Here is a 22,630-nt window from a genome sequence, read left to right on the forward strand (position 1 = left end):
AGTCCGGCAGCAGAAAGCAGTTCCCTTTGGCACACCTTCTTGGCGGCGAGAACCTCACGGTTTCCTACGCAACCCGCACCGTCCTGGACGGCATCACCCTGGGACTGGAGGAGGGGGACCGGATTGGCATGGTGGGCCGCAACGGTGACGGCAAGTCCACCCTGATGCGGCTGCTGGCCCTGCGCTCCACCCCGGATTCCGGCCGGGTCACCAAACGCGGTGACGTCAACGTGGGGTATTTGGACCAGGGCGACGTGCTCGACGGCGACCTCACAGTGGGTGCCGCCATCGTGGGGGACCAGGCTGACTATGAATGGGCGCGGAACCCGCAGATCCGCGAAATCATGGGCGGCCTGGTGTCGGACGTCGACTGGCACGCCAACGTCCACGCCCTCTCCGGCGGCCAGAAGCGGCGCGTGGCCCTGGCCAAGCTGCTGATCGAGGACCACGACGTCATCATGCTGGACGAGCCCACCAACCACCTCGATGTCGAGGGCGTGGCCTGGCTTGCCCGGCACCTGAAGACGCGCTGGCGCGCCAACCAGGGCGCCTTCCTGGTGGTCACCCACGACCGCTGGTTCCTGGACGAAGTCTGCACCAAGACCTGGGAGGTGCACGACGGGATCGTGGACCCGTTCGAAGGCGGCTACGCGGCTTACGTCCTGGCCCGCGCCGAACGCGACCGGATGGCGTCCGTGGTGGAAGGCAAGCGCCAGCAGCTGGTCAAGAAGGAGCTCGCCTGGCTGCGCCGGGGCGCTCCGGCCCGCACTGCCAAGCCGAAGTTCCGGATCGAGGCCGCCAACGCGCTCATCGCTGACGTTCCCGCTCCGCGTGACTCTATGGCCTTGAGCAGGATGGCCACGGCCCGCCAGGGCAAGGATGTGCTGGACCTGGAGCACGTATCCCTCAACTTCCAGGGCAGCGACGACGGCCGGAAGCTTTTCGACAACATCACCCTTCGCCTGGCCCCGGGGGAGCGCCTGGGCCTGGTGGGCGTGAACGGCGCCGGCAAGACCACCCTCCTGAAGCTGCTCAACGGCGAGATCACGCCCGAGGCCGGCAAGCTGAAGCGGGGAAAGACGGTGGTCACCGCCGTCCTCACCCAGGAAGTCAAGGAGCTCGACGACGTCGCCGACCTCCGCGTCATCGAAGTGATTGAGCGGGAAAAGCGTTCCTTCAACGTCGGCGGCAAGGAATTCAGCGCCGGCCAGCTGGTGGAGCAGCTCGGCTTCACCAACGAAAAGCAGTGGACGCCGGTCAGGGACCTGTCCGGTGGTGAGCGGCGCCGCCTGCAGCTCCTGCGCCTCCTGGTGGGGGAACCCAATGTGTTGATGCTTGACGAGCCCACCAACGACCTGGACACCGATACCCTCGCCGCCGTCGAGGACGTACTGGACGGCTGGCCCGGCACGCTGGTGGTGGTCAGCCACGACCGCTACCTGCTTGAACGCGTCACCGACCACCAGATGGCGCTGCTCGGCGACGGCAAGCTCCGCGGACTGCCCGGCGGCGTTGACCAGTACCTTGAACTGCGTGAAGCCGCCCTGGCCGGTTCCACCGTGACCGGCGGCGGAAACCCGGTGACCAGTGCAGGCGGAACCGCCGCAGGCACCGGGACGGGACCGTCCGAAGCCGAAAAACGGGACGCCCGCAAGGCCCTCAACAGGATCGAGCGGCAGCTCAAGAAGCTGGACCAGCAGGAGAAAAAGCTCCACGACGACATGGTCAAGAGCACGGAGCAGTCCGACTTCGACGCCCTCGCCGAACTGAACAGGCAGCTCAAGGACCTGGCCGACGAAAAGGACACCCTGGAACTCGAATGGCTGGAGTCCTCCGAGCTTCTCGGCGACTGAGCTTCTGCCTCTGGTTCCTGTGCCCGGCTTGGTGCCGGACGCCGGCCCTTCCGCGTCGCTTAGACACAGGGCATAGGGGACGCTTCGGTCGCTGGGCGACCTCCACGCCCTGACGCGCCGCGATGCGCGACTTTCCGAAGGCCCGGCTTCCGGAGTCCAGCGGCAACTGCCTGCGTCGTCGCCGACCTGAACGGAACGTCCGGCCCAAGTGGGGCAGGAGTCCTTCGTGTAGTCGCGCATCGCGGCGCATCGTGACGTGAAGGTCGCCCAGCGACCGGAACTTCACCTATGCGCTGTGTCTAAGCGACGGCGAAGGGCTCCTGCGCCGCAGAGGGAACCACGGCAACGCTTTAGGCCTCAGACTGCAGCTCCGGGTCCTTCTTGAGCCCGGTCAGGCCGTTCCAGGCGAGGTTGACCAGGTGCGCGGCGACAGTGTGCTTGTCCGGCTTGCGGCTGTCCTGCCACCACTGGCCGGTCATGGCCACCATGCCCACGAGCATCTGGGCGTACATGGCGCCGTCCTCGCCGCTGAGGCCGCGGCGCGAGAACTCTTCGGAGAGGATGTGTTCCACGCGGGCGGTGACGTGGGAGAGCAGGGTGGAGAAGGCGCCTTCAGGCTGGGACGGGGGAGCGTCGCGCATGAGGATCCGGAAGCCCTCGGTGCGTTCCTCGATATAGGTCAGCAGGGCCAGCGCGGCGCGTTCGACGAGGACGCGGGGTTTGGCTTCCTCGGTGAGGGCCGCGTTGATCGCGTCCAGGAGGATGTGGAATTCACAGTCCACCACCTCGGTGTACAGGCCTTCCTTGGAACCGAAGTGTTCGTAGATGACCGGCTTGGACACTCCGGCGCAGGCGGCGATTTCCTCGATGGTGGTACCGTCCAGGCCGCGGACGGCGAAAAGGCCGCGCCCGACGTCGATCAGCTGGCTTCGGCGCTGCAGGCCCGTCATCCGCATCCGCGGAAGGTTGTTGCTCACCTTCCCATCATGCCTCACCGCTGCCGGCGCAATTCCGCGGGCCGGCAGGAGCGGAATGGCACGTGTCGCGCGGCGGCCTGAACCCATGGCAAAATAGGGACTTGTGCCCGGGCCTCGAGTCTTTCGGCACGGTCCGCTCTGGTGTAACGGCAGCACCCCGGCCTTTGGAGCCGTGGAGTATAGGTTCGAATCCTATGGGCGGAACTGCTGCGCAAAAGCGATCATGAGGATGGCACCCGGTGCCCGGCGGGCTGACCCGCAGGACGCCGCACAGCGCCAGCACAATCAAGCAAGGAGAGCCCGTACGTGATCCCCGAGAATACCGGCCCGGCCGCTGTAATCGTTCTGGCAGCAGGCGCCGGTACCCGGATGAAGTCGCGTACACCGAAAATCCTGCACGAAATCGGCGGCCTGTCCATGGTGGGCCACGCACTCCGTGCCGCCCGCAGCATCAACCCGCAGCGGCTCGCCATTGTGGTGCGGCACGAACGGGACCTGGTGGAAAGCCACGTCGCCGCGCTGGATCCGCAGGCAGTGATTGTGGACCAGGACGACATCCCCGGCACGGGCCGCGCCGTGGAGGCCGCACTCCAGGCACTGCACGCGGAACAGGACCTGGCAGGAACCGTCGTGGTCACCTACGGCGACGTGCCCCTGCTTTCGGCTGAACTGCTCACCGAACTCGTGGCCACCCACGAACGCGACGGCAACGCCGTTACCGTCCTCACTGCAGTCCTTGACGACGCCACCGGCTACGGCCGGATCCTGCGCGGGGAAGACGGCTCCGTTACCGGCATCCGCGAACACAAGGACGCCACCGAGGCCGAGCGGCTGATCCGGGAGGTCAACTCCGGAATCTACGCCTTTGACGCCGCAGTGCTCCGCGAGGCCCTGGGCAAGGTCACCACCGACAACGCCCAGGGTGAGAAATACCTCACCGACGTGCTGGGGCTGGCCCGTGAGTCAGGCGGCCGGGTGGCTGCCGTGGTCACCGCCGACCGCTGGCAGGTGGAGGGCGCCAACGACCGCGTCCAGCTTGCCGCCCTCGGCGCCGAACTGAACCGGCGCACCGTGGAAGCCTGGATGCGGGCCGGCGTCACCGTCGTCGACCCTGCAACCACCTGGATCGATTCCTCCGTCACCCTGGACGAGGACGTCCGCCTCCTGCCCAACACCCAGTTGCACGGCGCCACCAGCGTGGCCAGGGACGCCGTCGTGGGTCCCGACACCACCCTGACCGACGTCACCGTGGGCGAGGGGGCCACGGTGATCCGCACCCACGGCTCCGGCTCCGTGATCGGCCCGCGCGCCGCCGTCGGCCCCTTCACGTACCTTCGCCCCGGCACGGTGCTGGGTGAAAAGGGCAAGATCGGTGCCTTCTATGAAACCAAGAACGTCACTATCGGCCGCGGCTCCAAGCTGTCCCACCTGGGTTATGCCGGTGACGCTGAAATCGGCGAGGACACCAACATCGGCTGTGGAAACATCACCGCGAATTACGACGGCGAGAAGAAGCACCGCACGGTCATCGGCTCGGGCGTCCGTACAGGCTCCAACACCGTCTTTGTTGCCCCGGTCACCGTGGGGGACGGCGCCTACAGCGGCGCCGGCGCGGTGATCCGCAAGGACGTACCGGCAGGCGCACTGGCGCTGAGCGTTGCCGCCCAGCGCAACGCCGAAGGATGGGTCCCCGCGAACCGGCCGGGAACCCGCTCCGCCGAACTGGCCCAGGCGGCCACCAAAGACTCCTCAAGTACCCCGGCATCTACAGAAGAGGGCAAGTAACAATGAGTGAAATTACGGCGCACGGCGAGAAGAAGCTGGTGCTCGCCACTGGGCGGGCCCATCCGGAGCTTGCCCGGGAAATCGCCAAGGAACTCGGCACTGACCTCCTTCCCGTTGATGCCTACGACTTCGCCAACGGCGAGATCTATGTCCGGGCCGGCGAGAGCGTGCGCGGCACCGACGCCTTCGTGATCCAGGCGCACCCCGCACCGCTGAACAACCACCTCATGGAACAGCTGATCATGATCGATTCGCTGAAGCGGGCCTCCGCCAAGCGCATCACCGTGGTTTCACCGTTCTACCCCTACGCCCGGCAGGACAAGAAGGGCCGCGGCCGCGAGCCCATCTCCGCCCGCCTGGTGGCGGACCTCTACAAAACCGCCGGCGCGGACCGCATCATGAGCGTGGACCTGCACACCTCCCAGATCCAGGGTTTCTTCGACGGGCCGGTGGACCACCTGATGGCCATCCCGCTCCTGGCGGATTACATCCGCACCCGCGTTGACGCCGAGAACATCACCGTGGTCTCCCCGGACACCGGCCGCGTTCGGGTGGCAGAGCAGTGGGCTGAGCGGCTGGGCGGGGCGCCCCTCGCCTTCGTCCACAAGAGCCGTGACCTCACTGTTCCCAACCAGGCTGTCTCCAAGACCGTGGTGGGCCAGATCGAGGGACGCACCTGCGTCCTCATCGATGACATGATCGATACCGGCGGAACCATCTCCGGGGCCGTCACGGTCCTGAAGAACGCCGGCGCCAAGGATGTCATCATCGCCGCAACGCACGCCGTCTTCTCGGATCCGGCCGCACGCCGTCTCTCTGAGTCCGGCGCACGCGAAGTAGTGGTCACCAACACCCTGCCGCTGAATTCCTCCCAGCAGTTCCCGCAGTTGACGGTCCTTTCGATCGCACCGCTGATTGCCAGGGCCATCCGTGAAGTGTTCGACGACGGTTCCGTCACCAGCCTCTTCGACGGCAAGGCCTAGGCACAACACCCAGACTGGTCCTGCTCCCGGCGGCTGCCGCCCAGCCGCTGCGGAGCAGGACCCGTTTTCGGTATTCCGTTCCGGCGCTGGTAAGCTGGTCAGCGATACCTTGGCGAGGGAGGGCACAGCCTCCGTTATCGACTGGGTCTGAACAGTCCTTCATTTGAAGGACTGCCTTCTTGAAGGGCCGCCATCCGGCGCCCGGCGTTGAAGGTCACACCAGACCTCCGCCCTTGCTGAACACCGTTTAGTCTTTCAAGGAGATTTCCATGTCTGAGCAGAAGCTCGCAGCAGAACTGCGCACCGAATTCGGCAAGGGCTACGCCCGCCGCGCCCGGATGAACAACCAGATCCCCGCCGTCATCTACGGCCACGGCGCAGAGCCCATCCACGTCACCCTCCCGGCGAAGGCCACCACCCTGGCCGTCCGCACCGCCAACGCCCTGCTGTCCCTGGACATCAACGGTGAAGGCCACCTGGCCCTGGTGAAGGACGTCCAGCGCGATCCCGTAAAGCAGATCATCGAGCACATCGACCTCCTGACCGTCCGCCAGGGCGAGAAGGTCACGGTTGACGTTCCGGTCCACGTTGAAGGCGAAACCGCTCCCGGCACCGTGCACAACCTGGAACTGAACGTTGTATCCCTCGAGGCTGAGGCAACGCACCTGCCCGAGTCCGTCGTCGTCAGCATCGAAGGCCGTGGCGCCGGCGAGCACATCCACGCCTCCGACCTGGTCCTGCCCAAGGGTTCGGCTCTCCTGACCGACGCCGAGGCTCTCGTCGTGAACATCTCCGAGGCCACCGCTACCGAAGAAGAGACCGAAGCTGCCGCCGAGGCAGCAGAGGAAGCTCCCGCAGCCGAAGAAGCCGCAGCCGAGTAATTACCCGGCAATGTGTGACTGTGGCCGGACCCTGAGGGTCCGGCCACAGTCATGTCCGAAGGCAGGGCTTCATGTCCGCCAAGACCGCCCCCATAGGATTGACTCCATGACAGATAGCTGGCTGATCGTCGGCCTCGGCAACCCAGGCACGCAGTACCAAGGCAACCGGCACAACGTGGGCCAGATGGTGCTCGATGAACTGGCCGCCCGTGTTGGGTCCGGCTTCAAGACCCACAAAGCCCGCGCCCAGGTCCTCGAAGGCCGGTTGGGTATCGGTGGTCCGCGGGTGGTGCTGGCCAAGCCGATGAGCTACATGAATGTCTCAGGCGGGCCCGTCTCCGCCCTGGCCAATTTCTACGGAATCCCCGCGGACCACGTGGTGGCCGTCCACGATGAGATCGACATCCCCTTCAACACGGTCAAGCTCAAGCTCGGTGGCGGCGAGGGCGGCCACAACGGGTTGCGGGACATCTCCAAGGCGCTGGGTACCAAGGACTACCTGAGGGTCCGGGTAGGGGTGGGAAGGCCGCCCGGCAGGATGGACACCGCTGACTACGTGCTGCGTGACTTCGGCACTGCGGAACTGAAGGAATTGCCCTTCCTGCTGGACGATGCAGCGGATGCCGTCGAGTTCCTGCTCCGCGACGGGCTGAATGCCGCCCAGCAGAGATTCCACCCGGCCAAGTCGGGATCACAACAGCCGGAATCGTAAAAGTTCCCTTTGACCCTATTTCCTTGTCAGTGCCACGGGGTACTCTTCTTCCTATGCGGGGGAGCAATGGGGCTACATCCCGCTATTGCAGGATGTAGGGGAAAAGTTCATGTCAATCGAGCCACTCAGCTGGGGACGTGGGTCAACACCTCAGGGTGACGGGCTGCCCACGTCAACCTCCGCAGCCACGGAGGGCCAGCAATGGTCCATGCCTGCACGAAGCGCCAACCTCGACGCCGTCCGCACCGCCCTCACCAGCGAGGACTCCCTCGGAGCAGTCATCACCGGTGCCAGGGGCGTGGGTAAATCCTCCCTTGCGCGGGCGGCTGTGGCAGACCTTGGCCCCGATGTCTGGTCGCTGCAGCTCCGCAGCGGCCCCTCCGGTTCCAACACCCCCTACGGCTGCCTGTCGTTCCTGTTGGCCCGGCTCCCGCAGGCCTACATGGGTTCGCCCACTGCCATTCTGCGGGGCATTACTTCGCTGATCCGCAGCGACGCCGCGGGCCGGCCCTGCGTCATAACCCTGGACACGTCCGCCTGTATCGACGACATGAGCGCGGGCGTGCTGTTGAATGTCCTGCTGACTGGAACGGCGAAGATCATCGCCGTCGCCCCGAATGCCAGCGACCTGCCTGCGGACTTCCACTGGCTGCTGACGGAGCGGAAGCTAACGGAGGTGAGGCTCAACAACCTCAACGAGCTGCAAACCCGGCAGGTCCTCCTGTCACTGCTGGGCCACCGCGTCGCTTCCTCCCTGGTCACCACCTACCACCAGATGGTGGGCGGAAACCCCCTGCTGCTCAAAGCCCTGGTCACCGAACAGCAGCTCTCCGGGAACCTGGTCCTGTCGGACTCGGTATGGACACTGCGGGACAAAGTGGTGCTCGACGGCGCTGCCAGCCTTGACGACATCGTCCGGTCGCGCTGGTCCCGGGAGACACCCGGGACGCGGGACGTCATCGAAATGCTTTCCTGTGCCCGGCGGGTGGAACTGGCCGGCCTCACCGCGATCTACGGCGCGGACGTCGTAGCGGACATGGAGGACGGCGGCCTGCTGGAGATCGACGACTCCGAGCACCGCTGGGTGTCGCTGCGGGAGAAATACATCGGAGACGTCGTCAGGACCTGGCTGAGCATTTCCCGGCGCAGGGAGCTGCGCAGCATGTTGCTGGGCGGCCAGGAGCCGGATCCGGCGGCCATGACCGTGGAAGAACTGATGTCCTTCGCCGCCTGGACCCACGAGTGCGAGGCCGAACTGAGCCCGGCACTGGCGCTCGCAGCCGCCCAGGCCGCAGTCCAGCTCTTCGACCCCCGTTTTGCCTTGACCTACGCAGAAATGGTGCAGCGGACCAACGCAGGATGGGCACCGGCGCAACGGCAAAAGGCCGCGGCATACCTTCAGCTGGACATGCCGGACCAGGCACTGTCTGCCCTGGACGCCATTTCCCAGCCTGAACTCGAGGCCCTTGACCCCCAGGAGTACGCCGAGGTGGTCGCCGCCAAAGCCCGGGTCATGCTCTGCCTTCCGGACCAGGCAGGCAAGGTCCGGGAACTGCTCGCCGCGGCGCGGGAACGGCTTGAGACAGCGGACAACAGCCCTTCCTGGCCTGAACCCGCAGCGGTTGCAGCAAACCGGATCTCCCTGAGTGAGTTCGAGTACCAGGCCCATGCGGGCGATTACGCCGCCATGATCCCTGCGCTCGAGCGGGCGGCCGATCCGTCCGCCAACCCGGACACCGGGTTCCGGCTCCAGTCCGCAGTCATCCTGATGAGCGCACTGGCCCTGACCGGACGCGAAATGGACGCGCTGGGGCTCATGCGAAAGCTCGGCGGCCAGCTCACTGACGCCTCGCACATCGTGGGCCTGCGCGAACGCTATGCCAGGGAGGCTTACTTCGTCGCGCTGATCACTGGCCAGTGGCGGCGCTGCATCGACCTCCTGAGCCCCTTCAGCACCGGGCAGACCCACCGCCTCCCATACCGCAGTGCGGCCACCGAACTCGCGGCCGGCGTGGCCTTTGTGTTCTCCGGCCGCGGTGAGGCAGCCCTGGAGCCTTTGATCTCAGCTGCTGCCCAGCTTGAGTTGCAGCCTGTCCAGACCGCGCTGCGGACCGCCTACGCGGCTACGGCTTTGGCGTACGCCCAGACCGGCAATGCCACGCTCGCCCGCAAGTACCTGGCCAAACTGCAGAGGACACCCGGCAGGGCTGGGTTCGCCACGGAGAGCATCATCGATTTCTGTTCGCTCGTGGCCGGGCGCTGGCTGGGCGACTCGGAGGCAGTGGCAGCCTTGAAGCAAGGGGCCCGCCGGAACCTTGAGGCGGACAGGCATACGGTCGCCGGCATCTACCTGCTGGCGGCAACCGTGAATGGCAGCGACGCGGACTTCCGCCTCCTCGAGGAGATCGCTGGCCACCGGCAGGGCCCGCTGGCCGAAGTTTCGCGGCTGATCGCCGTCGGCAGCAGGTCAAAGGATGCCAAAGCCCTCCTCGCCGGCGGTGAAATCGCTGCAACGCTGGAACTCGACGCCGTTGAGGCCCGGTGCATGGCGCTTGCGGTGGACTTCGCCCGGCAGGACGGGGACGCCCTTTCGGCGAGGACGGCGCAGGCGCGCCTGGACATCCTGGCCGCCACTGTGGCGAACCTTCCCATCGTTCCCAGCAGCGGGAGCCCGCTGCTGACCAGCCGGGAACGGCAGATCGCCCGGATGGCCGGCCGCGGCGTCTCGAACCGTGACATCGCCATGGAAATGGGCGTTTCCGTGCGCACGGTGGAAGGCCACCTGTACCAGGTCTTCACCAAACTTGGCGTGACTTCAAGGGGTGATCTGACTGGACTCGTCTAACGGCCACAAACCGGCCACTGCGCACCGGCTCCTGACGGGACGGAGGGAGCCGGTGGACCGCATCTGCACCATGGTCCGCAATGGAACCCACCGGGCCGTTTTCATCATGGCCGGCCCGGGCATTGGAAAGTCGGCGGTCACTGACGCCGTGACCGAGCGCCTTGCCGGGAACATGTTGATCCTGCGCATCCACGCCAGTTCGGCCCTGGCCGGGGTGCCGTTCGGGGTCCTGACCCCGTACACCGGGGAACTGACTGCCGAGGAGTCCGTCTCGCCCGTCGCGGTGCTGCGTTCCATGTGGTCATACTTCGAGAAGCTCAAGGCCGGCCACGGGGGATCAGTCCTGCTGGCAGTGGACGATGCCCACCACCTGGATGACGCTTCCGCAGGGGTGCTGACTGAAGTGATATCCGCCGGGTGGGCAACAGTGGTTGCGGCCGCCAGGCCACGGCCGGGACTGCCGCAGCCGCTGGACCAACTCTGGTACGACGGCCTGGCCGAACGCGTGGACCTCCGGCCCCTCAACCGGGAACAGATTGAAGAGGTCCTGGCCCACGTCCTTGACGGGACCGTACCCGCGGCAACCGTGGACTCCATATGGAACGCATCAAGCGGCAACCCCCGGATCCTGGACGCCCTGCTTCACGACTCAGCTGAAGCCGGCGTCCTCGCCAAGCGCAACGGGATCTGGATGCTGCTGGGCCAACTGCCCTCGGACGGGGCCCGCCTGGCTGGGGTGGTTGCCAAAGACCATCTCCGGCGCCGCACTGAGGAGCAGGAAGCCCTGAAACTCATCGCCCTTGCCGGACCTGTGGGCAGGAAGGTCATCGAAGACATCAGCGGGGCGGCAGTGGTCCGGTCCCTGCTGGACCAGCAAATCATCGTCGAAGCGCCCGGCATCCCGGCCGAGCTTTCCATCTGGAACGGGCTCTTTGCCGGCGCCATCAGGAACACAGTGTCGGTCTCCCGCAGCCTCCAGTTGCTGGAGAAGGTCAAGGCCCACCGGGACCCCATTCAGTTGCAGGGGGAGGGCCGGCTGCGTGCGGTGGAGTGGGCCCTGGAGTGCGGTGTCAGGGTCAGTGACGACGAAATGCTGGCAGCGGCCAAAGAGGCACTGTTGAGGTTCCGCAACCACAGTGCACGTTCCATTGCGTCCCGTATCCAGGATCCGGCCATGGTTCCGCTGGCCCAGGCCATCCAGGCGCGAGCGCTGTATAACGAGGGTGCGTATCGGGAGGCTGCCGCCCTCCTTGACGAATGCTGGCTCCCGCTCGCTGAAGATCCCCAGGGACCGGCCGTCCTGCTGCTCCGCGTCTGGGCCCACCAAGCCATCGGCCATCCCCTGGGGATGACGGCAGAGGACGTCGAAAAGTGTGCGGCGCTTTCCGGCCACAGCGACATGAGCTGGCAGGAAGAACTCCTGCACTTGCTGCACCTTGGTGCGGAGGTGAACTTCCAGGCACTGAACGACGCAGTGGACGCGATGCGGAAGCACCATCCGGCAGAAGCCGGGGAGCCCCTCCGCGCCCTGGCCGAGGGTCTCCTGGCCCATGCCCTCGTCTCGGGGGGACGCCCCGTCCAGGGATTGGAGGCCGCGCTGCTGGCGGCCTCGGAACTTCCCCCGCTCGAAGGCAGCCTGTTCTTCTTCCCCGAGTTTGTCCTGGGACGGCTCGTGTCCGATTACCTGGCCATGGGTGAATGGGAGTCCGCGGAGCGGGAGATCAACCATTACGCCGCCGGACACGCGCCTGCTGCCGCCACGTTCAACGGCAGCCTCCAACTGCTGCGGGGCTACTCGCTGCTGCGGCAGGGCCGAATGGAACGCGCCTATCAGGTCCTGCTGCCCGCCGTGGAGGCACTCCGGCTCAACGATCCTTTGCAGCTGTACCGTTTCGGCACCGCGCTTGGCTTCTACGCCGCAGCCAGGCTTGGAGACACCGAGCAGGCACAGCGCCTGGAACAGGATCACAAGGACGCCGACGCCGGCTGGCCCGCGCACGATCTCCTTGCCGAAGCCTATATGGCAGCGGCCGCTGAATACCTGATTCGTGACGGCAAGGGCCTGGCCGCGCTGCAGACGCTGATGACCACCACCGAGGCCTCCGCCAGGACAGGGAACTTCCTGGAAATCCTGACCATGTGCTGGGACCTCGGGGACCCCTCCGTTATTCCCATGGTGCAGTCAACAGCGCGCGGTGTGGAGGGCCGCTGGGCAGAGGCGCTGCTCACCCTGGCCACTGCATGGGAACATGCCGACGGCGACACCCTGATGACCACGGCTGCCTCGCTGGAGGAGGCAGGCTTCGTCAACCTCGCCCGTGAAGCCTACGCCCGCGCCAGCACCGTACTGGAACAGGCCGGGGAACGCCGCCGGTCACGGCAGGCCGTTGCCCAGCGCGAAAAGTGCGACCACGAACTGGGGGAGCGGTTCCGCGAAGGACGCTTCATCGCCGCGGCTCCCACCGTGCGGCTTACCAGGCGTGAACAGGACATCGTCGAGCTGGCAGTGCAGGGCCTGACCGACCGCGAGATTGCGCAACGGCTCATGGTCTCCGTCCGTACGGTGGAAGGCCACCTCTACCGCACCTACGTCAAGCTCGGGGTCCGCAGCCGCGATGAGCTGGAAGCGGCCCTGCCAAAGTAGCCCCTGCCCTTCGAGCCGCCTCTGCCGCACCGCTGTGCCGCCGCCCTCCGGTGCCGCCGCGCTGCTGCAAGACGCGTGCAGCCAGGCCCGTGCTGCCCTGGTGACTGCCCCGGCAAACCCGCCGGGCCGCCGTCGGGCCATATGGGCCACTCATGCCACGGCCGATGGTGTCCGGGAGAACCTACCCCCGTAGTGCGCCTGCCGGGATTCGAGTACACCCTACTCGTGTACGGAAGGGCCCCACGGGATTTACTTAAGGAGGCAAAGCAAAGCGGCGGACCGGAGGCCGCGGAGCAGCCACACAGGACATTGAGTGCCTCTCAACTTCCGGTCCCCAGGGACCGGGTCAAGACGGGGCCGGCGACGTCAGAGTCTTCTGAGACCGAGACTCTCCCCCCAGCCGTCGCCGGCCCTCTGCTCCCTCGGCTGAAGCCCGGGGCAGCGGTGGCGGCCGCCCCTCCCGGGCGGCCGCCACAGCCGTGTGTGGGACAATTGGGTGTCAGACATTGGCAGCCCAAGGAGTTCGTTTTGGCCCTAGTATCAACGCCAGCCACACTGGAACGTGCCGTACCTGTCATGGACAACGCCGAGGTGCTGCGCATCCGCAATGACTTCCCGGTCCTCAACCAGCTGGTGAACGGACAGCCGCTGGTCTACCTCGACTCCGGGGCCACGTCGCAGAACCCGGTCAGCGTCATCGAAGCCGAGCAGGAATTCTACGAGCAGCGCAACGCCGCTGTGCACCGGGGCGCGCACCACCTTGCCGTGGAGGCCACCGAAGTCTTCGAAGATGCCCGGCAGACCATCGCCGAGTTCATCGGTGCCGAGTATGAGGAAACCATTTGGACGTCGAACGCGACGGAGGGACTGAACCTCCTGTCCTACGCGCTGTCCAATGCCGGGCTGTGGGCTGCGCAGGGCCGCGGCGACCAGCGGCTGGGGGAACTGGCGCTGGGGCCGGGGGATGAGATCGTGGTGACCGAGATGGAGCACCATGCCAACCTGATTCCATGGCAGGAGCTGGCCTTCCGCACCGGCGCCACGCTCCGCTACATTCCCGTAACGGACGACGGCAACCTTCGCATGGACCAGGCCGGCGGGATTGTTGGCCCGCGCACCAAGGTCCTTGCCTTCACGCACGCCTCCAACGTCCTGGGAGTCATCAACCCGGTGAAGGAGTTGGCAGCGCTCGGCCATGCAGCCGGCGCCCTGGTGGTCCTGGACGCCTGCCAGTCCGCTCCACACCTGCCGTTGGACGTCAAGGAACTCGACGTGGACTTCGCGGTCTTCTCCGGCCACAAGATGCTCGCCCCCACGGGAATTGGGGTGCTGTACGGGCGGCAGGAGCTCCTGGACATCCTCCCGCCGTTCCTGACCGGCGGGTCAATGATCACCACCGTCACGATGGAACGGGCCGAGTACCTGCCGGCACCCCAGCGCTTCGAGGCAGGCACCCAGCGCATCTCCCAGGCAGTGGCCCTCGCAGCCGCAGCGAACTACCTGACCGAAACCGGGCTGGACCGGATCCATGCGTGGGAGGCCGAACTGGGGCAGCGCATGGTGGCGGGGCTGGAGTCCATCCCCGGCATCCGGGTCCTGGGCCCGGCAGCGGGAAAGGAGCGGATCGGCCTTGCCGCATTCGACGTCGACGGCGTCCACGCCCATGACGTGGGGCAGTTCCTGGACTCCCGGGGCATCGCGGTGCGCGTGGGACATCACTGCGCCCAGCCGCTGCACCGCAGGCTTGGACTGACCGCCACCACCCGGGCCAGCGCTTACCTCTACAACACCACGGACGACGTGGACCGCTTCCTTGAAGCGGTAGCCGGCGTCCGGGCCTACTTCCGTGCATAGCGGTAAAGACGAAAGCTGACATTATGAGCCTTGACCAGCTGTACCAGCAGATCATCCTGGACCATTCCAAGGCCCGCCACGGCAGCGGGCTCGCCGCTACGGAAGCGCCGCAGGGCACCTCCACCGGACAGTCGCACCAGCTCAACCCGGTATGCGGCGACGAAGTCACCCTCCGGCTTGCCGTCCAGGACGGGAAAGTGGCGCAGGTTGCCTGGGATGGTGCGGGCTGCTCCATCTCCATGGCCTCCGCGTCCGTGCTCAGCGACCTCGCCGAAGGCATGACCGTGGCTGAGCTGCATGAAGTCATCGACAGTTTCCGTGAGGTCCTTCGCTCACGCGGGAAGGTCCATGCCGATCCTGAGTTGCTGGGCGATGCCGCAGCCTTTGAAGGGGTTGCCCGCTATGCCGCCAGGGTCAAATGCGCCATGATTTCCTGGGTGGCTGCCGAGGATGCCCTCAACCAGGCAGCCTGAGCCAAACCGAAAACAGCCCGGGCCTTCTTCCAGGAGGAAGAAGGCCCGGGCTGTCTTTTGAGCCGGGCAGGCCGGGCTCAGCCTTGCAGACGGGTTCAGCCCAGCAGGCCGAGGACCCCGATCACTGCCGTGGCGAGTCCGAGCACCATGGAGATGCTCACCAGCACCACATGCACGGTCAGGAACCGGGTGGCCTTGCCTGCCGCGTCGCGGGCCCGGGGATCCTTCATCACGCGCCGCAGGAACTGCGGCCAGACCACCAGCGACCAGACGCCGGCGACGATCAGGACCAGCGCGGCGAGGACGGGAAGCTGCATGGTTAGTGGCTTTCCAGCCAGGCCTGCGCCTGTGCGGCCTGCAGGTTCAGTGCCTTGGCCACCATGGGTTCGGCGGCGTCGGCGATCTTGCCGCCCAGGAACGGGACAGAGGACTTGACGGCGCCCTCAAGCTCCACCCGGGTTCCACCGGCATCCGCCACGAGGCGCTGAACGGCGGTGACGTCCACGGGCGCGCCGGCGATCTTCAGCGAAATGTTGCTCTGGCGGGAGCCGTCGGCCGCAGGGGCTTCCCAGTTCTCCACCTGGGTCACTTTGAGGTGCTCACCCACGAATTTGCGGGCGATCTCGGGCAGTCGGGTGGTGGGAAGGGTGCGCACGGAGGTGGCGTTGAAAGCCCCTGCAATGTCGCCGTCCACCGTGAACGACTCCAGGGTGCCGCCCACCAGCTGGCTGACGTGGCGCTGGAAGTCTTCATTCACCAACACAGCGGCAACGCTGTCAACGGGGTGCGGAAGGGAAGTGGTTGCGCTCAGCGCCATGGGTCCTCCTGGGACGTGGGGAAAGGATTTACGCCTCCAACATCCTACGGGGTGACCGTCGAGGCCTCCGCATCGGCCAATTTCTGGGCGGTGGCGGTGATGTTCCGGGCCATGGCCGGGAAGATCAGGCTGTGGAACGGCAGCACGGCCAGCCAGTAGAGCCGCCCGCTCAATCCCTTGGGGAAGAAAATGGCGCGTTGCCGGTAGCGGCTTCCGTCGCCGTCGGGCTCCACCGAAAGCTCCAGCCACGCCCGTCCCGGCGCCCGCATCTCGGCCCGCAGCCGGAGCAGGCGGCCCCGATCGATCCGCTCCACCCGCCACCAGTCCACCACTTCGCCGGCGGCCAGCGTGTGGGGGTGCCGGCGGCCGCGCAGCAGGCCGGCGCCGCCTGTCAGTTTGTCCAGCCAGCCCCTGACCTGCCAGGCCAGCGGCAGCGAATACCAGCCGTTGCGGCCGCCGATGCCCTCGATGATGGTCCAGACGTGGGCCGGGTCAACATCTCCGTGGAAGGTCCTTTCGTCGATGTACACCTTGTGCCCTGCCCACTCCGGGTCGCTGGGGAGCGGATCGGAGTCGGCGCCGGCGTTGGCCCATGTGGTCTCCACCTGGCCGTCCCGCTCCTTGCCCAGCGCCAGGGCCACCGCCGTACGGTAGGGGGTCAGGCCGCCGTCGGGCTGCGGGATGTATTGGTCGATGTCGTGTTCGTTGGCTACGGCGTCATGCTGCAGCGATTGGACCAGCGGCACGGCCATGGAAAGCGGGATCGGTGTTGTCAGGGCCACCCACATGCCTGCCAGCTTGGGCGCCGGCACCGGCAACGCGAGCACCACGCGGTAGGGCAGGCCCGCTTCCGCGGCGTATTCCTTCATCATGCCCGCGTAGGTCAGCACCTGCCGGCAGCCAATGTCGAAGGTGCGGTTGATGGTGCCCTCCAGCGACGCCGCGGACACCAGGTAGTAGAGGACATCACGGACGGCGATGGCTTCGATCCTGTTGCGCACCCAGCTGGGGGCCGGCATCAGGGGCAGCGTTTCGGAGAGGTGGCGGATCATCTCGAAGGACGCGGAGCCGGAGCCGATCACCACGCCCGCCTGGAAGACGACGGCGTCCACCGGACTGTCCAGGAAGACCTTGCCCACGGCCTCCCGTGACCGCATGTGGGTGGAGAGTTCCACGCCCTGGGGGTGCAGGCCGCCCAGGTAGACAATCCGATGTACCCCGGCGGCGGATGCAGCCTCCGCGGCCGTGCCGGCCATCGCTTTTTCCTTCGCTTCGAATCCTGCACCGGCCGCCATCGAATGCACCAGGTAGTAGAAGACGTCGACGCCGGCCAGGGCACCGCGGAGCGCGTCGCCGTCATCCAGGCTGCTTTCCACGACGTCCACTTTGTCCCGCCAGGGCACGCCGGCGATCTTGTCCGGCGAGCGGACCAGCACCTTGACGGTGTGGCCTGCTTCCAGCAGCTTGGGCACCAGGCGGCCGCCGATGTAGCCGGTGGCGCCGGTGACAAGCACAGTCTTCGGTGTTGGCGGGGCGCTCATTGCAGTCATGCTGGCTCCTGTTCGTCCTGGCCGGTATCCGTGCGGGACCTTGTCTGCCCCAAGCGGTTCGTCCCTTGCGGTTCCATCGTCCCTTGTGGTTCGTAGCCGCGGCCCATGCGGACGGCCGGCTCCGAAGGGATGTGGTGCGGCCCTGTCAGCCTAGGCCCATTCCCGCGAAGACGGGCGCCGCGCTGCCATGTCGTTCCTGCGCGGTAGGCTGGGAGTACCCGGGATTCGCAGCGAATTTCGGGTTTTCGCGTTGCCTGCTTGTCTTCGATGAACACCACAGGAGCTTCTGCCATGAGTCTTCCCGGCCAGTCCGCCGCCGGCACATCCAGCACAGGCACATCCCGCGCCGGAACGTCCCGCGCCGCCAAAAGCAGTGCCGGCAAAGGCGGTGCCGGAATGTCCCCAGCCCCGTCGCTGGACGGACTGCGCCGCGCGCTGGCACCGGACCAGACGTTCGCCCGGGTCCGCGCCGAAGCCGCACGCGGGTTCGAGGTCCGGGGCCAGGACTACCAGATCAGCGCACCCGCGGGACTCCGTCCGGTGCTGCTCGCGGAGATGGCGGACGGACTCGCCGCCAAGGCCGAACAGGCCGGCGGCGTTGAGCCGGGAGTTGTGCTCGCGGTCACCGCGACGGGCCGGGAGGCCGAGGACCTCACGGCAGCCCTGCGCGCCTACCTGCCGGCGGACGCGGTGGCGGAGTTCCCCAGCTGGGAAACCCTCCCGCACGAGCGGCTTTCGCCGCGTTCGGACACGGTGGGCCGCCGGCTGTCAGTGCTGCGCCGCCTGGCCCATCCGGAAAGCTCGACGGCGGGACGCCTCCAGGTGGTGGTGGCACCCGTTCGCGCCGTGGTCCAGCCCGTGGTGGCGGGCCTGGGCGACTTGGTTCCCGTCACGCTGAAAGTGGGCCAGGAGCTTCCATTCTCCGACGTCGTGAAGAGCCTGGCCGACGCCGCGTACGCCCGGGTGGACATGGTGACGCACCGCGGCGAGTTCGCCGTCCGCGGCGGCATCATCGACGTTTTCCCGCCCACGGAGGACCACCCCATCCGGGTGGAGTTCTTCGGCGACGAAGTGGACCAGATGCGCTGGTTCGCCGTGGCCGACCAGCGCTCGCTGTCGGCTCCCGGCATCCACCACCCCACCGAGCTGCACGCCCCGCCGTGCCGCGAAATCCTCATCACCCCGTCCGTCATGTCCCGGGCCGCCACCCTGAAGGCCCAGCTCCCGGCAGCGGCGGACATGCTGGAAAAGATCGCCGGCGGCATTGCCGTGGAGGGCATGGAGTCCCTGGCGCCGGTGCTGGTGGATGCGATGGTCCCGTTCGTTGACCAGTTGCCCGCCGAATCCATCGCCGTGGTGATCGAACCGGAGAAGGTGCGCACCCGCGCCCACGACCTCGCCGCAACCAACGAGGAATTCCTGGAGGCGGCGTGGTCCACGGCGTCCGACGGCGGGGCGGCGCCTTTGGACCTGAGCTCACAGGCGAGTGCGGCGCTTCATTCGGCGAGCTTCCGCTCGCTGGCCGACACCCGGGGGTCCGCCCTGGAGCACGGCGTGTCCTGGTGGTCCATCACCTCCCTGGCGCAGGACGTGGAACTGCTCCCCGAGATCGACGTGCTGAACCTGCATGCCCGGGAACCCCGCGGCTATCAGGGTGACGTGGCCGAAATGATGGACTTCATCGGCTCCCACGTCCGCGACCAGTGGCGGATCGTTGTTGCCACCGAAGGTCCCGGCCCGGCCCAGCGCCTGGCCGAGCTGTTCCATGAGAATGACATCCCCTGCGCCCGGGTGGACAGCCTGGACCACGAACCCCAGGCGGGCATCATCGAGGTGACCACTGCCGCCGTCGGCCGTGGTTTTGTCCTGGACGGCCTCAAGCTGGGCCTGCTCACCGAAGCCGACCTGCTGGGCCGGACCTCGGCGGGGTCCACCAAGGACATGCGGCGGATGCCCTCCAAGCGGCGCAACGCCGTCGATCCCCTGCAACTGGTGGCGGGGGACCACGTGGTCCACGAACAGCACGGCATTGGCCGGTTCGTGGAACTCATCCAGCGCAAGGTGGCCGGCGGTGGCGAGGGCGTCCGGGAATACCTGGTGCTGGAGTATGCGCCCGCCAAGCGCGGCGCCCCCGGTGACCGGTTGTTCGTCCCCACGGACCAGCTGGACCAGGTGACCCGCTACGTGGGCGGCGACACCCCCGTGCTGAGCAAGATGGGCGGCGCGGACTGGGCCAGCACCAAGTCCAAGGCCCGCAAGGCCGTCAAGGAAATCGCCGGTGAACTGATCCGGCTCTACTCCGCCCGCATGGCCTCCCGGGGCCATGCATTCGGCCCCGACACCCCCTGGCAGCGCGAACTGGAGGAGGCCTTCCCGTATGTGGAGACCCCGGACCAGCTGACCACCATCAACGAGGTCAAGGCGGACATGGAGCGGGAGATCCCCATGGACCGCCTGGTGTCCGGCGACGTGGGCTACGGCAAGACCGAGATCGCGGTGCGTGCTGCGTTCAAGGCGGTGCAGGACGGCAAGCAGGTGGCGGTGCTGGTGCCCACCACGCTGCTGGCCCAGCAGCACTACGAAACCTTCACCGAGCGGTTCTCCGGCTTCCCCTTGCGGGTCAAGCCGCTGTCCCGGTTCCAGTCCGCCAAGGAGTCCAAGGAAACCGCGGAGGGCGTCAAGAGCGGGGCGGTGGACGTGGTGATCGGTACGCACCGGCTTTTGTCCAAGGACTTCGAGTTCAAGGATCTTGGCCTGGTGATCGTTGACGAGGAACAGCGGTTCGGCGTGGAGCACAAGGAAGCGCTGAAGAAGATGCGCACCAACGTGGACGTCCTGGCAATGAGTGCCACCCCGATTCCCCGGACCCTGGAAATGTCGCTCACCGGGATCCGGGAAACCTCCACCCTGGCCACCCCGCCGGAGGAACGGCACCCTGTGCTGACCTACGTTGGCCCGTACACGGACAAACAGACCTCGGCCGCAATCCGCCGCGAGCTGATGCGTGAAGGCCAGGTGTTCCTGGTCCACAACCGGGTGTCCACCATCGAGCGGACGGCCGCCAAGATCCGCGAACTGGTGCCCGAGGCGCGCGTCGAGGTGGCACACGGCAAGATGTCCGAAAGCCGCCTGGAGCAGATCATCGTTGATTTCTGGGAGCGGCGCTTCGACGTGCTGGTGTGCACCACCATCATCGAGACCGGCCTGGACATCTCCAACGCCAACACCCTGATCGTGGACGGCGCCGACAAGTACGGCCTGTCCCAGCTGCACCAGCTCCGCGGCCGCGTGGGCCGTGGCCGCGAACGCGCCTACGCCTACTTCCTGTACCCGTCGGAGAAGCCGCTGGGCGAGGTGGCACTGGAACGGCTCAAGGCCGTGGCCGCGCACAACGAGCTCGGCGCCGGCATGCAGCTGGCCATGAAGGACCTGGAAATCCGCGGCGCCGGCAACCTGCTGGGCGGCGAACAGTCCGGCCACATCCAGGGGGTGGGCTTCGACCTGTACATCCGCCTGGTGGGCGAGGCCGTGGCCGACTTCCGGGGTGAGGCCGAGGAAAAGGCCGCCGAGATGAAGATCGAGCTGCCCGTCAACGCGCACCTGCCGCATGACTACGTTCCCGGCGAACGGCTGCGCCTGGAGGCGTACCGGAAGCTCGCCGCGGCCCTCACCAACGAGGCCATCGACGAGGTCCAGGCTGAACTCGTTGACCGCTACGGCGAACTGCCGCTGCCGGCCCAGAACCTGGTGGCAGTGGCACGCTTCCGTGTTGGTGCCCGCGAAGCCGGGCTGTCCGACGTCGCACTGCAGGGAAACTTCATCAAGTTCTCCCCGGCCACCCTCCCCGAATCCAAGACCATGCGCCTGAACCGGATGTACCCCGGATCGCAGTCCAAGCCTGCCCTGGACGCCGTGCTCATCCCGAAGCCCAAGACAGCGCGGATCGGCGGCCGGGACCTGCAGGACGCCGAGATCCTGGAATGGGCCAACGGCGTGATCCGCAACATCTTCTCCGATGCCCCGCTGGCGGTGAGTTAGGACTTGATGGGTGGACACCACGCCGCGTCGGGAGCCGCGGCGTGGGTAGCTGTTGCGTCCACCGGCCCCTACACCCTGGGCTGGTACCCGCTGGACCCCACGGGAATCCTCATCGGCGGCATGGCAACCGCGGGCACGGCCTTGGTGTGCGACTGGGACCACCGCGCCAGTACGGTGGCCCATTCGCTGCCGCCGCTGTCCAACGTGATCGCGCGCGGCATTGAAAACGCCAGCGGCGGCCATCGGCAGGGCACGCACTCCATCCTGGGTGCCGCGGGTTTTGTGTTCCTGGCGGGCGTGGCGTCGCAGGTGCACATGGACACCGGCTGGGGCCGCCTGTCCGTGGGGGCCGGGTTGCTGTGCATGTTCCTGATTAACATTGCGGCCAAGGCGCTGAAGCTCTTTCCCAAGAGCGGCTTCATCTCCAACTGGATCTTTGCGCTGGTGATGGCCGGCCTGGTCACGGTGTACGCGCCGGATCAGTGGACCTGGCTGCCCATGTCAATGCTGATCGGGGTGGTGGTGCACATCGTCGGCGACCTCATCACCACCGGAGGAGTGCCGCTGCTGTGGCCGCTGGTGGTCCGGCCGCCGAAAATGCTGCGCAGGCTGCCGCTGCTGCGAAACGTCTGGCGGGCCAACGGCGCCCTGTCCCTGCCCCTGCTGGGCCGTGCCGGTTCCAAACGGGAGTGGCTGGTGCTGATCCCGGTCAGTGCCTACGCCATGGTGGGCATGTCCATGGCCGCGTGGGCCATCGCCCAGCACCACTGGGGCCGGGTGGCCGCTGCCGCGGGCGCGTGGATCAGGCTCTGGTTCTAGCAGACAGCGCCTTTCAGCAGTGGGCAGCAATGCCGGCAGAAGGAGGCATGCCGGCTGAAGACAGCAACGGACCGGCGGACAATGTCCGCCGGTCCGTTTTTGCTGTGCCGCTCTGTGGGTTGAAGTTTAGTGCTCGCCGGCAGAGTCGGAACGGCCCAGGATGGTCTGCGGGATCCAGAATGCCAGCGCAAACAGGACCAGGCAGGCGGCCATGGGCCACGGGTTGCCGAGGGTGAGGAATGACAGCGAGTAGATGGCGCCCAGGAACAGGACGAAGCAGACGACGAAGAGGATCACGCTGGTGGCGAGGTTGTTCTCGTTCTGTGGGGTCCGGACGGAATCCTGGTTTGACGCCGTGTCCCGGCTGGACGCGTTGATCTGGCTGGACATGTGTTCCTC

Annotated in this window: 16 protein-coding genes and 1 tRNA gene; 12 read left to right on the forward strand and 5 right to left on the reverse strand. The window is 66.9% G+C overall.

All coding sequences use genetic code 11. From position 1 onward, the window contains the following. Positions 1 to 26: 26 nt before the first annotated feature. Positions 27 to 1,853: an ABC-F family ATP-binding cassette domain-containing protein gene (locus FBY36_RS15375; protein ID WP_142120761.1), complete on the forward strand. Its 1,827-nt coding sequence runs from the start codon at positions 27 to 29 to the stop codon at positions 1,851 to 1,853. A 350-nt stretch (positions 1,854 to 2,203) separates the two neighbouring features. Here the strand turns inward: FBY36_RS15375 and FBY36_RS15380 are convergent, their stop codons facing one another. Continuing rightward, entirely contained in the window at positions 2,204 to 2,830 is a 627-nt protein-coding gene (locus tag FBY36_RS15380) for a TetR/AcrR family transcriptional regulator (RefSeq protein ID WP_142120763.1), read from the reverse strand. A gap of 132 nt (positions 2,831 to 2,962) precedes the next feature. Between FBY36_RS15380 and FBY36_RS15385 the strand changes: the two genes are divergently transcribed. From FBY36_RS15385 to sufU, 9 genes are all read left to right on the forward strand, one after another. Continuing rightward, positions 2,963 to 3,034 (forward strand) — tRNA-Gln (locus tag FBY36_RS15385). Positions 3,035 to 3,136: 102 nt separating this feature from the next. Beyond that, entirely contained in the window at positions 3,137 to 4,615 is a 1,479-nt protein-coding gene (gene glmU, locus FBY36_RS15390) for a bifunctional UDP-N-acetylglucosamine diphosphorylase/glucosamine-1-phosphate N-acetyltransferase GlmU (protein ID WP_142120765.1), read from the forward strand. Positions 4,616 to 4,617: 2 nt separating this feature from the next. Beyond that, positions 4,618 to 5,598 (forward strand): ribose-phosphate diphosphokinase, encoded by a 981-nt coding sequence (locus FBY36_RS15395; RefSeq protein ID WP_056332285.1) that lies wholly within the window; start codon positions 4,618 to 4,620, stop codon positions 5,596 to 5,598. 269 nt (positions 5,599 to 5,867) lie between these two features. Next, on the forward strand, positions 5,868 to 6,479 hold the full coding sequence (locus tag FBY36_RS15400; RefSeq protein WP_142120767.1) for a 50S ribosomal protein L25/general stress protein Ctc: 612 nt from the start codon (positions 5,868 to 5,870) through the stop codon (positions 6,477 to 6,479). Positions 6,480 to 6,585: 106 nt separating this feature from the next. Continuing rightward, positions 6,586 to 7,191 (forward strand): aminoacyl-tRNA hydrolase, encoded by a 606-nt coding sequence (gene pth / locus FBY36_RS15405; RefSeq protein ID WP_142120769.1) that lies wholly within the window; start codon positions 6,586 to 6,588, stop codon positions 7,189 to 7,191. A 109-nt stretch (positions 7,192 to 7,300) separates the two neighbouring features. Beyond that, positions 7,301 to 10,036, forward strand: a complete 2,736-nt coding sequence (locus tag FBY36_RS15410; RefSeq protein ID WP_200830514.1) for a helix-turn-helix transcriptional regulator — start codon at positions 7,301 to 7,303, stop codon at positions 10,034 to 10,036. Between the two features lie 106 nt (positions 10,037 to 10,142). Then, positions 10,143 to 12,680, forward strand: coding sequence for a helix-turn-helix domain-containing protein (locus FBY36_RS21025; protein ID WP_200830583.1), 2,538 nt, complete (start codon positions 10,143 to 10,145; stop codon positions 12,678 to 12,680). A gap of 528 nt (positions 12,681 to 13,208) precedes the next feature. Then, on the forward strand, positions 13,209 to 14,534 hold the full coding sequence (locus FBY36_RS15420) for a SufS family cysteine desulfurase (RefSeq protein ID WP_142120773.1): 1,326 nt from the start codon (positions 13,209 to 13,211) through the stop codon (positions 14,532 to 14,534). Between the two features lie 23 nt (positions 14,535 to 14,557). Beyond that, positions 14,558 to 15,007, forward strand: a complete 450-nt coding sequence (sufU, locus tag FBY36_RS15425) for a Fe-S cluster assembly sulfur transfer protein SufU (protein ID WP_142030681.1) — start codon at positions 14,558 to 14,560, stop codon at positions 15,005 to 15,007. 95 nt (positions 15,008 to 15,102) lie between these two features. Here sufU and FBY36_RS15430 read toward each other — a convergent pair whose 3' ends face one another. The 3 genes from FBY36_RS15430 to FBY36_RS15440 are packed head-to-tail and all read right to left on the reverse strand — an operon-like array spanning position 15,103 to position 17,374. Next, positions 15,103 to 15,324: an SCO4848 family membrane protein gene (locus FBY36_RS15430; RefSeq protein ID WP_142030682.1), complete on the reverse strand. Its 222-nt coding sequence runs from the start codon at positions 15,322 to 15,324 to the stop codon at positions 15,103 to 15,105. Between the two features lie 2 nt (positions 15,325 to 15,326). Continuing rightward, positions 15,327 to 15,824 (reverse strand): DUF2505 domain-containing protein, encoded by a 498-nt coding sequence (locus FBY36_RS15435; protein ID WP_142120775.1) that lies wholly within the window; start codon positions 15,822 to 15,824, stop codon positions 15,327 to 15,329. A 44-nt stretch (positions 15,825 to 15,868) separates the two neighbouring features. Further along, the gene (locus FBY36_RS15440) at positions 15,869 to 17,374 is read right to left on the reverse strand and encodes an SDR family oxidoreductase (RefSeq protein WP_142120780.1); all 1,506 of its coding nucleotides are present in this window, start codon (positions 17,372 to 17,374) and stop codon (positions 15,869 to 15,871) included. Positions 17,375 to 17,770: 396 nt separating this feature from the next. Between FBY36_RS15440 and mfd the strand changes: the two genes are divergently transcribed. Beyond that, the gene (gene mfd / locus FBY36_RS15445; protein ID WP_142122666.1) at positions 17,771 to 21,412 is read left to right on the forward strand and encodes a transcription-repair coupling factor; all 3,642 of its coding nucleotides are present in this window, start codon (positions 17,771 to 17,773) and stop codon (positions 21,410 to 21,412) included. A 6-nt stretch (positions 21,413 to 21,418) separates the two neighbouring features. Further along, on the forward strand, positions 21,419 to 22,231 hold the full coding sequence (locus FBY36_RS15450; RefSeq protein WP_142120783.1) for a metal-dependent hydrolase: 813 nt from the start codon (positions 21,419 to 21,421) through the stop codon (positions 22,229 to 22,231). Between the two features lie 126 nt (positions 22,232 to 22,357). Here the strand turns inward: FBY36_RS15450 and FBY36_RS15455 are convergent, their stop codons facing one another. Then, entirely contained in the window at positions 22,358 to 22,621 is a 264-nt protein-coding gene (locus FBY36_RS15455) for a hypothetical protein (protein WP_142120785.1), read from the reverse strand. Positions 22,622 to 22,630 lie beyond the last annotated feature (9 nt).

It is taken from the genome of Arthrobacter sp. SLBN-122, from assembly GCF_006715165.1.
GTDB lineage: Bacteria > Actinomycetota > Actinomycetes > Actinomycetales > Micrococcaceae > Arthrobacter.